General features: G+C 52.3%; 14 protein-coding genes and 1 tRNA gene. 11 read left to right on the forward strand and 4 right to left on the reverse strand.

The genetic code is table 11. The features are described from left to right. Positions 1-45 precede the first annotated feature (45 nt). Positions 46-121 (forward strand) — tRNA-Trp (locus NMC31_RS24925). Between the two features lie 91 nt (positions 122-212). Here the strand turns inward: NMC31_RS24925 and hdfR are convergent. Beyond that, positions 213-1,046 carry an HTH-type transcriptional regulator HdfR gene (gene hdfR, locus NMC31_RS24930; protein WP_149464852.1) on the reverse strand — a complete coding sequence of 278 codons (834 nt, stop codon included), beginning with the start codon at positions 1,044-1,046 and terminating at the stop codon, positions 213-215. 106 nt (positions 1,047-1,152) lie between these two features. Here hdfR and NMC31_RS24935 point away from each other — a divergent pair, with 106 nt between their 5' ends. Beyond that, positions 1,153-1,491 (forward strand): MaoP family protein, encoded by a 339-nt coding sequence (locus NMC31_RS24935; protein ID WP_015966470.1) that lies wholly within the window; start codon positions 1,153-1,155, stop codon positions 1,489-1,491. Between the two features lie 25 nt (positions 1,492-1,516). Here the strand turns inward: NMC31_RS24935 and NMC31_RS24940 are convergent, their stop codons facing one another. Then, positions 1,517-3,037, reverse strand: a complete 1,521-nt coding sequence (locus NMC31_RS24940) for a YifB family Mg chelatase-like AAA ATPase (RefSeq protein WP_253899348.1) — start codon at positions 3,035-3,037, stop codon at positions 1,517-1,519. Positions 3,038-3,389: 352 nt separating this feature from the next. On the opposite strand from NMC31_RS24940, the gene ilvL reads away from it, so the two are divergent. The 7 genes from ilvL (at position 3,390) to NMC31_RS24975 (ending at position 10,391) form a co-directional block, all read left to right on the forward strand. After that, entirely contained in the window at positions 3,390-3,488 is a 99-nt protein-coding gene (ilvL, locus tag NMC31_RS24945) for an ilv operon leader peptide (protein WP_015966468.1), read from the forward strand. 139 nt (positions 3,489-3,627) lie between these two features. Continuing rightward, on the forward strand, positions 3,628-5,274 hold the full coding sequence (ilvG, locus tag NMC31_RS24950; protein WP_149464854.1) for an acetolactate synthase 2 catalytic subunit: 1,647 nt from the start codon (positions 3,628-3,630) through the stop codon (positions 5,272-5,274). Beyond that, a complete protein-coding gene (gene ilvM / locus NMC31_RS24955; protein ID WP_015966466.1) occupies positions 5,271-5,534 on the forward strand; it encodes an acetolactate synthase 2 small subunit in 264 nt (87 codons plus the stop codon). Before ilvG ends, ilvM begins: the two co-directional genes overlap by 4 nt. A gap of 17 nt (positions 5,535-5,551) precedes the next feature. After that, positions 5,552-6,481 (forward strand): branched-chain amino acid transaminase, encoded by a 930-nt coding sequence (locus NMC31_RS24960; protein WP_015966465.1) that lies wholly within the window; start codon positions 5,552-5,554, stop codon positions 6,479-6,481. Between the two features lie 62 nt (positions 6,482-6,543). Beyond that, positions 6,544-8,394 carry a dihydroxy-acid dehydratase gene (gene ilvD, locus NMC31_RS24965; RefSeq protein WP_253899349.1) on the forward strand — a complete coding sequence of 617 codons (1,851 nt, stop codon included), beginning with the start codon at positions 6,544-6,546 and terminating at the stop codon, positions 8,392-8,394. A 2-nt stretch (positions 8,395-8,396) separates the two neighbouring features. Further along, positions 8,397-9,941: a threonine ammonia-lyase, biosynthetic gene (ilvA, locus tag NMC31_RS24970; protein ID WP_024218700.1), complete on the forward strand. Its 1,545-nt coding sequence runs from the start codon at positions 8,397-8,399 to the stop codon at positions 9,939-9,941. 165 nt (positions 9,942-10,106) lie between these two features. Next, on the forward strand, positions 10,107-10,391 hold the full coding sequence (locus NMC31_RS24975; protein WP_160524320.1) for a YceK/YidQ family lipoprotein: 285 nt from the start codon (positions 10,107-10,109) through the stop codon (positions 10,389-10,391). Positions 10,392-10,407: 16 nt separating this feature from the next. On the opposite strand, the gene NMC31_RS24980 is transcribed toward NMC31_RS24975, so the two are convergent. Further along, a complete protein-coding gene (locus NMC31_RS24980) occupies positions 10,408-10,794 on the reverse strand; it encodes a hypothetical protein (RefSeq protein ID WP_253899350.1) in 387 nt (128 codons plus the stop codon). Positions 10,795-10,940: 146 nt separating this feature from the next. Between NMC31_RS24980 and NMC31_RS24985 the strand changes: the two genes are divergently transcribed. Then, a complete protein-coding gene (locus NMC31_RS24985) occupies positions 10,941-11,939 on the forward strand; it encodes a phospholipase D family protein (RefSeq protein ID WP_253899351.1) in 999 nt (332 codons plus the stop codon). Positions 11,940-11,980: 41 nt separating this feature from the next. On the opposite strand, the gene ilvY is transcribed toward NMC31_RS24985, so the two are convergent. Next, positions 11,981-12,871, reverse strand: coding sequence for an HTH-type transcriptional activator IlvY (gene ilvY / locus NMC31_RS24990; protein WP_253899352.1), 891 nt, complete (start codon positions 12,869-12,871; stop codon positions 11,981-11,983). A gap of 151 nt (positions 12,872-13,022) precedes the next feature. Between ilvY and ilvC the strand changes: the two genes are divergently transcribed. After that, positions 13,023-14,498: a ketol-acid reductoisomerase gene (ilvC, locus tag NMC31_RS24995; protein WP_253899353.1), complete on the forward strand. Its 1,476-nt coding sequence runs from the start codon at positions 13,023-13,025 to the stop codon at positions 14,496-14,498. The last annotated feature ends 47 nt before the right edge of the window (positions 14,499-14,545 follow it).

A 14,545-nucleotide genomic window follows, 5' to 3' on the forward strand; every position in this document is an offset into this window, starting at 1 on the left:
AAAATTAAGCCTGCTACATTAGCAGGCTTAATGATAAGAAAATTTAGGGGCGTAGCTCAGTTGGTAGAGCACCGGTCTCCAAAACCGGGTGTCGCGAGTTCGAGTCTCTCCGCCCCTGCCATATATAATCCTTTGCTTATGCAAAGGATTTTTTTTGTCTGAAATTCAGCGAAATGACATCTCGCACCCCTACTCCTTCCTTCAAAACATCCCTAAATCAACACATTATTTTTCAGGATATCGCGAATTTGCGCTTGTTTATCGCTGTTCTGTAACCAGATGGCATATAACGGACGAGAAAGCGTCGCGCTGTCCGCAACCGTATGTAGCCCACCTTTCTCTTTTGCCCACGCAGTAGGTAACCAGGTGCAGCCTTTTAGCGGCTCCAGCTGCTGTCTTGCCAAATCAGCTGAACTGGTGGTTAACAGCGGAACGTCATCGTGCGCGATCAGGCCAGCCTCATGCTGCTGAAAATCCGGGCCCCATTCCAGACGCAAATAGTTGAGCTCTGCTTTCTCGCTGGAGGGCGATGCGCAGTAAAGTGCGAGTGTGAAGTTTCCCAATAACTGGCTGCTAAATTCATCCATTTTGGGGGCTTCTGTCGTGATTAGCAGATCAAGCTGCCGCTCATGGAGCTGCTTCACCAGTGACTGACGCTGCGCAATTCGCGCCTCAAACTGAAGATTATCAAAGGATTGATAAAGTCTACCGAGCCAGCCATTCAACATGCACTCCCAGAGCGACGCGCTGGCTCCGATGGAGAATTCATTATGCCGCGAGGTATGGGCGACCTCTTTACGCGCCGCCTGCCAGGTATTCATCAGCGTTTCCGCGTAGGGCAGTAGTTTTTCGCCGGCGGCGGTCAGACGAATATTGTTGCGATGTCGGGTGAAGAGATTGACCCCCAACTGGTTTTCCAACTGACGGATGCGAAAACTTACCGCAGATTGCGTCAAATAGAGGGCTTCCGCAGCGCGCCCGAAGTGGCGAGTTCTGCTCACTTCGAGGAAAGTTTTTAGCAATTCCGTATCCACAGCATTCTCCACAAAATTATTTGTCGTTATGATTTAAATCTTTTGTTTTACACTCTGTCAAGCGTAACTAATACTCCGCGCCATAAATAGCTCGGCCAAAGAATTAGGAGCGTGTAGGATGGCGGAAAGCTTTACGACGACTAATCGTTTTTTCGACAATAAAAATTATCCACGCGGGTTCTCTCGTCATGGTGATTTCACCATCAAAGAGGCTCAACTGCTTGAACGTTGTGGCTATGCCTTCAACGAACTCGATCTCGGCAAACGTGAACCGTCTACCGATGAAGAGAAGCAGTTTGTTGCGGTGTGCCGTGGCGAACGTGAGCCAGCGACCGAAGCTGAACGCGTATGGAATAAGTATGTGACGCGCATCAAGCGCCCTAAACGTTTCCACACGCTGTCTGGCGGGAAGCCGCAGGTGGAAGGCGCTGAAGACTACACTGAAAGCGACGACTAACAAGAAAGGGGCTTCGGCCCCTTTTTTAATGCAACAATTTCTGCAGATGAATCAGTACCCGGTCAATGCCCCGATAACTGAGCGCCTCCTGGAGATGATGACGCGCAATAGCGTCTACCCCTTCCAGGTCGGCAATGGTGCGCGACACCTTTAATAAGCGCTGCCAGGCGCGTATCGATAACCCAAGCGTGGTGAGCGTTTGCTCCAGCCATAGCGCATCCTCATCACACAGTGCACAGAAGTGACGAATATCACTACTGCCAAGTCTGGCGTTGAGCTGTCCCTGCCGATGGTACTGACGCGCCTGGGATTCAATGACGCGTGCCTGTACTGTCTGGCTGTTTTCTTCCTCCTGCCGCGCCTGACTCAATATTCCTGCCGGTGGTAACGGTATCTCAAGGGAAAGATCAAAGCGGTCCAGAAACGGGCCTGATAAACGCCCCAGATAACGCAGTGTTTGCTCCGGCGTACAACGATTGTGATTTCCCTGATAATGCCCGGTTGGGCTGGGATTCATTGCCGCAATCAATTGAAAACGCGCAGGATAGGTGATTTTTGCCCGCGTTCGTGAGATATGAATCTGCCCCGACTCAATAGGTTCCCGTAGAGCATCCAGCACCCGGCGTTCAAACTCCGGCAGTTCATCAAGAAACAGTACCCCGTTATGCGCCAACGAGATCTCGCCAGGTCCTGGAATGGATCCGCCGCCCACAATGGCGGTTAACGATGCGCTATGGTGTGGAGAACGGAAAGGGCGCTGACGCCATTGTTTCTGCACGTTGCTGGCATTCTCCAGGCTGATGATTGCCGCTGTTTCCAGCGCTTCCCGATCGTTGAGCGGAGGCAGCAACCCACGCAGACGCGAAGCGAGCATCGTTTTGCCGGTACCTGGCGGGCCAATGAGCAAAAGATTATGGCCACCCGCAGCGGTAACCTCCAGCGCCCGTTTTCCCTGCTGCTGGCCGATGACGTCGCTTAAGTCCTCACATATGAGGGGTACAGGAGTTGCATCAGGCTGCGCCGTACGTAGTTCGTGTTTTCCTTCAAGAAAGGCACAGACTTCCTGCAAATGATTTGCGATATAGCATTCACTGCCGCCCAATAAGCCAACCTGCGCGGCATCATCTTCAGCCACCACAATCTGCCGACCGGCTTTACCCGCTTCAATTGCCGCTGAAATTGCACCGGGAATGCCGCGTAGGGCGCCTGTAAGCGCAAGTTCGCCCACAAACTCGTATTGACCCAGCTTATGGGGATTAAGCTGCTCAGAGGCCGCCAGAAGCGCGAGAGCGATAGGTAAATCATATCGCCCCCCCTCCTTCGGCAGGTCGGCCGGTGCCAGGTTGATCGTAATTTTTTTAGCCGGGTATTCATAACCGCTGTTGATAATTGCGCTTCGAACACGATCGCGCGCTTCTTTTACGGTTGTCTCCGGCAGACCAACCATGGTGAGGCCAGGCAACCCCTGGCTGATATGAACTTCAACGGTAATGAGCGGGGCGGTAACGCCAAGCGCCGCGCGCGTGTAGACAATGGAAAGTGACATAATGCCTCCTGATGTGCGGCATTATGCGCGTCTTTGTTATGCGAATAACCGTCGAGTTTTTGATTTTACGGCGAGAATTCCGGCATATCGCTGCTGTTTCATGGCATTTCAATAAAATCAGAATGCGTCTCGCATTTTCAAAAGCCTTTGCGTTCCTGAAGGCGCAACAGTAGTGAAAATGCTCAACAGGTGAAAAAAATTCAATTCATAATTTTTGTCATATAAAACAAATATCTTGTGCAAAATCCGCAGCATGATGAATATCACAGTAATAAAAAAAACTTGTGCTGTTCTTAACGTCTGTGGTAACTCTGTAGGCATTCCTTCGAACAAGATGCAAGAATAGACAAAAATGAAAGCCCTTCTACGAGTGATTAGCCTGGTCGTGATTAGCGTGGTGGTGATTATTATCCCACCGTGCGGGGCTGCACTTGGACGAGGAAAGGCTTAGAAATCAAGCCTTAACGAACTAAGACCCCCGCACCGAAAGGTCCGGGGGTTTTTTTATGACTTAAAAACAATAGCGAGGAGCAGATTATGAGTTGTAGCACAAAATCCTGTTTCTCCCGATCTACGGCGGGGAACTAACTATGAATGGGGCACAGTGGGTAGTACATGCGTTGCGGGCACAAGGAGTCGAGACAGTTTTCGGTTATCCGGGTGGCGCAATTATGCCGGTTTACGATGCATTGTATGACGGCGGCGTGGAGCACCTGTTGTGCCGACACGAGCAGGGCGCGGCGATGGCAGCAATTGGTTATGCGCGTGCCACCGGTAAAACGGGTGTCTGCATCGCCACGTCTGGTCCCGGTGCAACCAACCTGATCACAGGTCTTGCTGATGCGCTGCTGGACTCTGTTCCGGTTGTGGCGATCACCGGCCAGGTGGCTTCTCCGTTCATCGGAACAGATGCGTTTCAGGAAGTGGACGTCCTCGGTTTATCACTCTCCTGCACCAAACACAGTTTCCTGGTGCAGTCGCTGGAAGAGTTGCCGCGCGTGATGGCAGAAGCATTCCAGGTGGCAAACTCAGGCCGTCCGGGCCCCGTTCTGGTTGATATTCCGAAAGATATTCAGGTGGCAAAGGGCGATCTCGAACCCCATTTTTCCACCGTCGCCAGCGAAGATACGTTCCCGCACGCCGATGTTGATGCTGCGCGTCAGATGCTGATGCAGGCGAAAAAACCGATGCTGTACGTCGGCGGCGGCGTTGGGATGGCGCAGGCGGTTCCCGCGTTACGTGAATTTATCGCCGTCACGCAAATGCCAGCCACGTGCACGTTGAAAGGCCTCGGCGCGGTGGATGCCGACTATCCGTATTACCTCGGCATGCTGGGGATGCACGGCACCAAAGCCGCGAACCTGGCAGTGCAGGAGAGTGACCTGCTGATCGCCGTCGGCGCGCGATTTGATGACCGCGTGACTGGCAAGCTGAATACCTTCGCGCCGCACGCCAAAGTGATCCACATGGATATCGACCCGGCGGAAATGAACAAGCTGCGTCAGGCACACGTTGCTCTGCAGGGCGACCTGAATGCGTTACTGCCCGCTTTGCAACAGTCGTTGTCTATTGATGCGTGGCGTCAGCACAATGCAGAACTGCGTGCCGAGCATGCCTGGCGTTACGATCATCCGGGCGAGGCTATCTATGCGCCATTGCTGCTCAAACAGCTTTCCGATCGTAAGCCAGCTGACAGCGTTGTCACCACTGATGTGGGTCAGCACCAGATGTGGTCTGCACAACACATGACCTACACCCGTCCGGAAAACTTCATCACCTCCAGCGGATTAGGCACGATGGGCTTCGGCCTGCCGGCGGCGGTTGGCGCGCAGGTTGCCCGCCCGAACGACACGGTTATCTGCATCTCCGGCGACGGCTCCTTCATGATGAACGTACAAGAGCTGGGCACCGTGAAGCGTAAGCAGTTGCCGTTAAAGATCGTTCTGTTGGATAACCAGCGCTTAGGCATGGTTCGTCAGTGGCAGCAGTTGTTCTTCCAGGAACGCTACAGCGAAACCACGCTTACCGATAACCCTGATTTTCTCACCCTGGCCAGCGCCTTTGGCATCCCTGGCCAGCACATCACCCGTAAAGACCAGGTTGAAGCGGCACTCGACACCCTGCTGGCAAGCGAAGGCCCGTACCTGCTTCATGTCTCAATAGACGAACTTGAGAACGTCTGGCCATTGGTACCGCCCGGTGCCAGTAATGCAGAAATGCTGGAGAAATTATCATGATGCAACATCAGCTCGCCGTGCAGGCTCGCTTCAATCCGGAAACGCTGGAACGTGTGTTACGTGTGGTTCGCCATCGCGGTTTTCAAATCTGCGCCATGAATATGGAAGCGGCCTCTGATGCACAGAATATAAATATCGAATTGACCGTTGCCAGTCCCCGCCCGGTCGAATTACTGTTTAGTCAGTTAAGTAAACTGGTGGACGTTGCTTCTGTCGCCGTCCATCAGTGCCAGACAACATCACAACAAATTAGCGCCTGAGCGCAAAAGGAAGAAAAATGACGACGAAAAAAGCTGATTACATTTGGTTCAATGGTGAGATGGTTCCATGGGGCGAAGCGAAAGTTCACGTGATGTCCCATGCTCTGCACTACGGTACTTCCGTCTTCGAAGGAATCCGTTGCTACGACTCTCACAAAGGGCCAGTGGTGTTCCGTCATCGCGAACACATGCAGCGTCTGCATGACTCAGCCAAAATCTATCGCTTCCCGGTCTCTCAGAGCGTTGACGAATTAATGGAAGCCTGCCGCGCGGTGATCCGCAAAAACAATCTGACCAGCGCCTATATTCGTCCGCTGGTCTTCGTGGGCGACGTCGGTATGGGTGTGAATCCGCCGGATGGCTACAAAACTGACGTGATCATCGCTGCGTTCCCATGGGGCGCGTACCTGGGCGCGGAAGCGCTGGATCAGGGCATTGATGCGATGGTCTCTTCCTGGAACCGCGTTGCGCCGAACACCATTCCGACGGCGGCAAAAGCCGGTGGTAACTACCTCTCTTCCCTGCTGGTGGGCAGCGAAGCGCGCCGTCACGGCTATCAGGAAGGTATCGCGCTGGACGTGAACGGCTATATCTCTGAAGGTGCGGGCGAAAACCTGTTTGAAGTGAAAGATGGCATCCTGTTTACACCGCCGTTCACCTCTTCCGCGCTGCCGGGCATCACCCGTGACGCCATCATCAAACTGGCGAAAGATCTCGATATTGAAGTTCGCGAACAGGTGCTGTCGCGCGAATCCCTCTATCTGGCGGATGAAGTCTTTATGTCCGGTACGGCTGCGGAAATCACGCCAGTACGTAGCGTCGACGGCATCCAGGTCGGCGCAGGCCGCTGTGGCCCGGTCACCAAACGTATTCAGCAAGCATTCTTTGGTCTCTTTACCGGTGAAACCGAAGATAAATGGGGCTGGTTGGATCAGGTTAATCACTAACAAAGAAAGGGGACGGCACGCACCGTCCCTTTTATTAGACAGACACTGGGAGTAAATAAAGCATGCCTAAGTATCGTTCCGCTACCACCACCCATGGCCGTAATATGGCGGGTGCCCGCGCACTGTGGCGCGCCACCGGGATGACCGACGCCGATTTCGGTAAGCCGATTATCGCAGTTGTAAACTCGTTTACCCAGTTCGTGCCGGGACACGTTCACCTGCGCGATCTCGGTAAACTGGTTGCTGAACAGATTGAAGCGGCAGGTGGCGTAGCCAAAGAATTCAACACTATTGCGGTGGATGACGGTATCGCCATGGGCCACGGGGGGATGCTTTATTCACTGCCATCTCGCGAACTGATCGCTGACTCCGTCGAGTATATGGTCAACGCCCACTGCGCCGACGCCATGGTCTGTATCTCTAACTGCGACAAAATCACCCCGGGGATGCTGATGGCTTCTCTGCGATTAAACATTCCGGTGATCTTTGTTTCCGGCGGTCCGATGGAAGCCGGTAAAACCAAACTGTCCGATCAAATCATCAAACTTGATCTGGTAGATGCGATGATCCAGGGCGCAGACCCGAAAGTCTCTGATTCTCAGAGCGAGCAGGTTGAACGTTCCGCGTGCCCGACCTGCGGATCGTGTTCCGGGATGTTCACCGCTAACTCGATGAACTGTCTGACCGAAGCGCTGGGCCTGTCGCAGCCGGGCAACGGCTCGCTGCTGGCAACCCACGCTGACCGTAAGCAGTTGTTCCTCAATGCCGGTAAACGCATTGTTGAATTGACCAAACGTTACTACGAACAGGATGATGAAAGCGCACTGCCGCGTAACATCGCCAGTAAGGCGGCGTTTGAAAACGCCATGACGCTGGATATCGCGATGGGCGGATCGACTAACACCGTACTTCACCTGCTGGCGGCGGCACAGGAAGCGGAAATCGACTTCACCATGAGTGATATCGATAAGCTCTCCCGTAAGGTTCCGCAGCTGTGTAAAGTCGCTCCAAGTACGCAGAAGTACCATATGGAAGATGTTCACCGCGCAGGCGGCGTACTGGGGATTCTGGGTGAGTTAGATCGCGCTAACTTATTGAATCGCGATGTGAAAAACGTGCTTGGCCTGACGTTGCCGCAAACCCTTGAGCAGTATGACATCGTCGTGACTCAGGATGATGCGGTGAAAAATATGTTCCGCGCAGGCCCTGCGGGTATCCGTACCACCCAGGCGTTCTCACAGGATTGCCGTTGGGATTCGCTCGATGATGACCGCGCGAACGGCTGCATCCGCTCGCTGGAGCACGCGTACAGCAAAGATGGTGGCCTGGCGGTACTCTACGGTAACTTTGCGGAAAACGGCTGCATCGTTAAAACCGCAGGCGTCGATGACAGCATCCTAAAATTCACCGGCCCGGCGAAAGTGTACGAAAGCCAGGACGACGCGGTAGAAGCGATCCTCGGTGGCAAAGTTGTCGCGGGCGATGTGGTGGTGATCCGCTATGAAGGCCCGAAAGGCGGCCCTGGCATGCAGGAAATGCTCTACCCAACCAGCTTCCTGAAATCAATGGGGCTCGGCAAAGCCTGTGCGCTGATCACCGATGGACGCTTCTCCGGCGGCACCTCTGGTCTTTCCATCGGCCACGTCTCGCCGGAAGCGGCAAGCGGCGGCAGCATTGGCCTGATTGAAGATGGTGACCTGATCGCTATCGACATTCCGAACCGTGGCATTCAGTTACAGGTAAGCGATGCCGAACTGGCGGCCCGTCGTGAAGCGCAGGAAGCCCGTGGCGACAAAGCCTGGACGCCGAAAAACCGTGAACGTCAGGTTTCCTTTGCCCTGCGCGCCTACGCCAGCCTGGCAACCAGCGCCGACAAAGGCGCGGTGCGCGATAAATCGAAACTGGGGGGTTAATGATGGCAGACTCACAACCCCTGTCTGGTGCTCCGGAAGGCGCCGAATATTTAAGAGCGGTGCTACGTGCACCGGTTTACGAGGCGGCGCAGGTCACGCCGCTACAAAAAATGGAAAAGCTCTCGTCGCGTCTTGATAACGTGATTCTGGTGAAGCGCGAAGATCGCCAGCCGGTACACAGCTTTAAGCTGCGCGGTGCATACGCCATGATGGCGGGCCTGACGGAAGAACAAAAAGCGCATGGCGTGATCACTGCCTCGGCGGGTAATCACGCGCAGGGCGTCGCGTTTTCTTCCGCACGGTTAGGCGTGAAGGCGCTGATCGTCATGCCAACCGCCACCGCCGATATCAAAGTTGATGCGGTACGCGGCTTTGGCGGCGAAGTGTTGCTTCATGGCGCGAACTTTGACGAAGCAAAAGCGAAAGCGATCGAACTGTCACAGCAGCAGGGCTTCACCTGGGTGCCACCGTTCGACCACCCGATGGTGATCGCTGGGCAAGGCACGCTGGCGCTGGAGCTGCTCCAGCAGGACGCTCATCTTGACCGCGTGTTTGTGCCGGTCGGCGGCGGCGGCCTGGCGGCGGGTGTGGCGGTGCTGATCAAACAGCTGATGCCGCAAATCAAAGTGATCGCCGTGGAAGCGGAAGACTCCGCCTGCCTGAAAGCGGCGCTGGATGCAGGTCATCCGGTTGATTTGCCGCGCGTAGGGCTGTTTGCCGAAGGTGTTGCGGTAAAACGCATCGGCGATGAAACCTTCCGTTTGTGCCAGGAGTATCTCGACGACATCATCACCGTCGATAGTGATGCGATCTGTGCGGCGATGAAGGATTTATTCGAAGATGTGCGCGCAGTGGCGGAACCTTCCGGCGCGCTGGCGCTGGCGGGAATGAAAAAATACATCGCCCAGAACAATATTCGCGGCGAACGACTGGCGCATGTGCTTTCGGGGGCGAATGTCAATTTCCACGGCCTGCGCTACGTCTCGGAACGCTGCGAACTGGGTGAACAGCGTGAAGCGTTGCTGGCGGTGACTATCCCGGAAGAGAAGGGCAGCTTCCTGAAGTTCTGCCAACTGCTTGGCGGGCGCTCGGTCACCGAGTTCAACTACCGCTTTGCCGATGCCAAAAACGCCTGCATCTTTGTCGGCGTGCGCTTAAGCCGCGGCCTCGAAGAGCGCAAAGAAATTTTGCAGATGCTCAACGATGGCGGCTACAGCGTGGTTGATCTCTCCGACGACGAAATGGCGAAGCTACACGTGCGCTATATGGTTGGCGGGCGTCCATCGCATCCGTTGCAGGAACGCCTCTACAGCTTCGAGTTCCCGGAATCGCCGGGCGCGCTGCTGCGCTTCCTCAACACGCTAGGTACCCACTGGAACATTTCGCTTTTCCATTATCGCAGCCACGGTACCGACTACGGGCGCGTACTGGCGGCGTTCGAGCTTGGCGACCACGAACCGGATTTCGAAACCCGGCTAAATGAGCTGGGCTACGATTGCCACGACGAAACCCATAACCCGGCGTTCAGGTTCTTTTTGGCAGGTTAATTGAGTTGGTGACCGGAAGTCAGGTCCGTTTCCGGTCATGTTTAAATTTTTTGTAGACGTCTCATTAGCTGGTGTATTAATTCTAAGGCTGTCATGGAAAGGGCAAAGCTAGTGACCAGGCATAAGCGCCAGATGCTAAAAGTACTATTAACCAGGGACGGTGAGATGAAATTTGCGCCAGTTATTCTTATGCTAACTTTTTTGCTTAGTGGCTGCGGTAGTATTATCTCGAGGGTGGCAGGGGAGCGTTACACTTATTATCATGGCACACAGTTCGATGCAGAGAGTGTTAATTTCGATAAGCCTCTTTCGCTTACTTTATTGCTGGATTTACCATTTTCTCTAGTCGCTGACACCCTGCTTTTTCCAGTTGATTTAATTTATTCACCATACTGCGGTATGCTTGTCGCCCACGATCCCGCTTATCCAAAACCGGGATGTGGGCAATAATAAACTCGCGGAAGAATCATTTGAGTAAACTACGGGTATAGTTATCCAGCTTCTCCGACTCATAAAAGCTCATACACTGCTCCATTATGTTATTCGCATCCTTTGCGCTATCGGGATGTAGCGCAAGGGTGAGGGTGCTAAATCCCTTCGTCTCTTTGGCGACAAATTTCTGGAAAGCATTCCACTTTCCAGCATTATCTAAAGCGTACCTTTCAAGCAGAAATGAGCTGTCATGAGCTGGGGCCGAAAAGGCATCCGTCGGCGTGCGTTCACGGTAATGAGAGGTTAAACACTCTTTCAACGCCAGGTGCTTCACATCCTGAACGGTGATACCTTTCGGTTTGGCTTGCGCAATGCAACTGATTGATAACATAATGGATAAAAATATTATTTTGGTTTTCATTTTTATGTCTTATGAATTTGTTTAAAATCATCACATTTAATTTTATACATAATATATGCATTGAAGATGTGTGAGCGCAACAACATTTTTTTGAAATAATGCATTTTATATTGTTTTAAATAGTAATGTAACTTAACGGTGCGACGATGAGTGATCTATTAAAGATAATTAATGCAGATGTTAATCTCAGGCAGTATTTATCTGGCGTGAAAAACACTAAAATAACAATCGTTACAGCTTTTGCTGTTTCAACTGAAGGTGTTGTTGATGAGTTATTAGCCAATGGGAATGAATTAAATATAATTGTTGGTACAATAAATTATTTTTCTTCTCCCGCCTTTATAGATTATTGCGCTAAGGAAAAAAGTGAATCAATTTCGCTGTGGGTAGACTTTCGCGGACAACAGAGTATTCATTGGAAACTCTACCTGATAGAACCTGATGTTATAATTATTGGTAGTGCAAACTTTACAAAAACTGGGTTAAGCCTGGAGCGTGATACTTGTGTTATTATTAAAAATAATAAAACATTAAATCAATATCATGAGCTTTTAAAAATAGAATTAAACAAAAAAGATGTTATTAACAGTAATGATGCCAGATTCCTTACAAAGATGAGCGAGTACAAGGTAAAACACCAAAGTATGCAGCGAGCCATGAGGAATAATGTCGTAGATAGTAACTTAGGGTTTGATGAATGGCTTAATGATGAATACCATCAAAGTATGAAAATATTCGTATGGGAGTATATGCATTCTGCTAAAACAAAGGCGTTAGCAAAATCTTTGTTTGATGCAGATATGCTTGAGCATACCATAAATGATGAGATAGACACTCAGGATGTTAAATTCCGTGATTTTTTCATCTATCAGTGTGAAGAAAAAGAATTGCCCTGGAAGCAAGGAGATATTGTTTTATGTTTTCGTAAGGACGGAACATATATAGGCTTCAAAAAGTTTGATAGAATCCTCCATCATAAAGGTCTTAACTATATGTTTTCTTATGCGAGAGAAGATAAGAAATACCCAGTTCTTTTTAGACTTTCAGCAAGGGCTAAGGCAAAGATAGAAGAGATTGCGCCTCATTGGTATGCGGAAGATAAAAACGAATTAAATAGAGACGAAATGCTGCAATTATTAGAATAAAAGCATTGCATTTTGAATAGGCATCTCATTCGGCAATTTGCTCAGGGAGCCTGTAAAATCTTCCAGAAAGCCTCAATCAGCGGCTCATGCAGCCGCTTTTTTTGTGCACACACGCCCAGTTCAAACGGCGTTTTCTCATCGCTGCGCTCTAAAATCATTACGCGGTTACGCACCGGTTCCGGGCTGTTTTCCAGCACCACTTCCGGCAACAATGCCACGCCGCAGCCGAGCGCCACCATCGAAACCATCGCTTCATGCCCGCCAACCGTGGCGTAAATCATCGGGTTGCTGATTTTGTTGCGTCGGAACCACAACTCAATGCGGCGGCGCACCGGCCCCTGATCGGCCATGATGAAGGGAATCGTCGACCAGTCCGGTTGCTCTACCGAAACTTGATTGCGCACCGGGCAGGGCAGCGCGGGCGCGATCAGCACCACCGCGAGGTTCTCCAGCATCGAAAACGCCACTGCGCCGGGCAGGGTTTCCGGCTTCCCGGCAATCGCCAAATCTGCTTCGCCAGTGACAACTTTTTCCATTGCGTCCGCCGCATCACCGGTAGTGAGTTTGATCTCCACTGACGGGTGTTCCGCGCGGAATCTGTCAAGAATCGGCGGCAGATGGCTGTAAGCGGCGGTCACCGAGCAGAAAATATGTAACTCGCCAGAGAGCGATGGCCCTTGCTGGTCGATGGTGTGGCGCAACTGCTGGTACTGCAACAACGTTTGCTGGGCGAAAACACGCAGCTCTTCGCCCGCTTCGGTCAGCGTCACCGTACGGTTATCGCGTACAAACAATGGTTGACCGAGATCTTCTTCCAGGCGCTGAATCTGTCGGGAAAGCGTGGACGGACTGACGTGCATCGCCCGTGCGCTGCGGCCAAAATGGCGGCTTTCCGCCAGATGTAGAAACATTTTCAGGTCGCGTAAATCCACTGGTTGATCCCCCGGTTAGGACGTTGCAGAAATTGCAATATAACGTTGTGAATATATCAATTTCCGCAATAAATTTCCTGTTGTAATGTGGTGACATTCTCGCTCAACAGCGAACCGAACAATAAGAAGCACAACATCACGAGGAATCACCATGGCTAACTACTTCAATACACTGAACCTGCGCCAGCAGCTGGCACAGCTGGGCAAATGTCGCTTTATGGGCCGCGACGAATTCGCCGATGGCGCGAGCTACCTTCAGGGTAAAAAAGTGGTCATCGTCGGTTGTGGTGCGCAGGGTCTGAACCAGGGCCTGAACATGCGTGATTCTGGTCTGGATATCTCTTATGCCCTGCGTAAAGAAGCTATCGCTGAGAAGCGCGCATCCTGGCGTAAAGCGACCGAAAACGGTTTTAAAGTGGGTACTTACGAAGAGCTGATCCCGCAGGCAGATCTGGTGGTTAACCTGACGCCAGACAAACAGCACTCCGACGTGGTGCGCACCGTACAGCCACTGATGAAAGACGGCGCGGCGCTGGGTTACTCACATGGTTTCAACATCGTCGAAGTGGGCGAGCAGATCCGTAAAGACATCACCGTAGTAATGGTTGCGCCGAAATGCCCTGGCACTGAAGTGCGTGAAGAGTACAAACGTGGGTTTGGCGTACCGACGCTGATTGCCGTTCACCCGGAAAACGATCCGAAAGGCGAAGGCATGGCGATCGCTAAAGCATGGGCGGCAGCAACTGGTGGTCACCGTGCTGGCGTGCTGGAATCGTCCTTTGTTGCGGAAGTGAAATCTGACCTGATGGGCGAGCAAACCATTCTGTGCGGTATGTTGCAGGCTGGCTCTCTGCTGTGCTTCGACAAGCTGGTGGAAGAAGGCACCGATCCGGCATACGCAGAAAAACTGATTCAGTTCGGTTGGGAAACCATCACCGAAGCGCTGAAGCAGGGCGGCATCACCCTGATGATGGGCCGTCTCTCTAACCCGGCGAAACTGCGTGCTTACGCGCTGTCAGAACAACTGAAAGAGATCATGGCACCGCTGTTCCAGAAACATATGGACGATATCATCTCTGGCGAATTCTCTTCCGGCATGATGGCGGACTGGGCTAACGACGATAAGAAACTGTTGACCTGGCGTGAAGAGACCGGCAAAACCGCGTTCGAAACCGCGCCGCAGTATGAAGGCAAAATCGGCGAGCAGGAGTACTTCGATAAAGGCGTACTGATGATCGCGATGGTAAAAGCAGGCGTTGAGCTGGCATTCGAAACCATGGTTGATTCCGGCATCATCGAAGAGTCTGCTTACTATGAATCACTGCACGAACTGCCGCTGATTGCCAATACCATCGCCCGTAAGCGTCTGTATGAAATGAACGTGGTTATCTCTGATACCGCCGAGTACGGTAACTATCTGTTCTCTTACGCTTGTGTGCCGTTGCTGAAACCGTTTATGGCAGAGCTGCAACCGGGCGACCTGGGTAAAGCTATTCCGGAAGGTGCGGTAGATAACGCGCAGTTGCGTGATGTGAACGAAGCGATTCGTGGTCATGCGATTGAGAAAGTCGGACAGAAACTGCGTGGCTATATGACGGATATGAAACGTATTGCGGTTGCAGGATAACTGCGCGCTGATGCCCTCACCCCGGCCCTCTCCCAAAGGGAGAGGGT

This window comes from Pseudocitrobacter vendiensis, from assembly GCF_943590815.1.
In the GTDB taxonomy this organism is placed as follows: domain Bacteria; phylum Pseudomonadota; class Gammaproteobacteria; order Enterobacterales; family Enterobacteriaceae; genus Pseudocitrobacter; species Pseudocitrobacter vendiensis.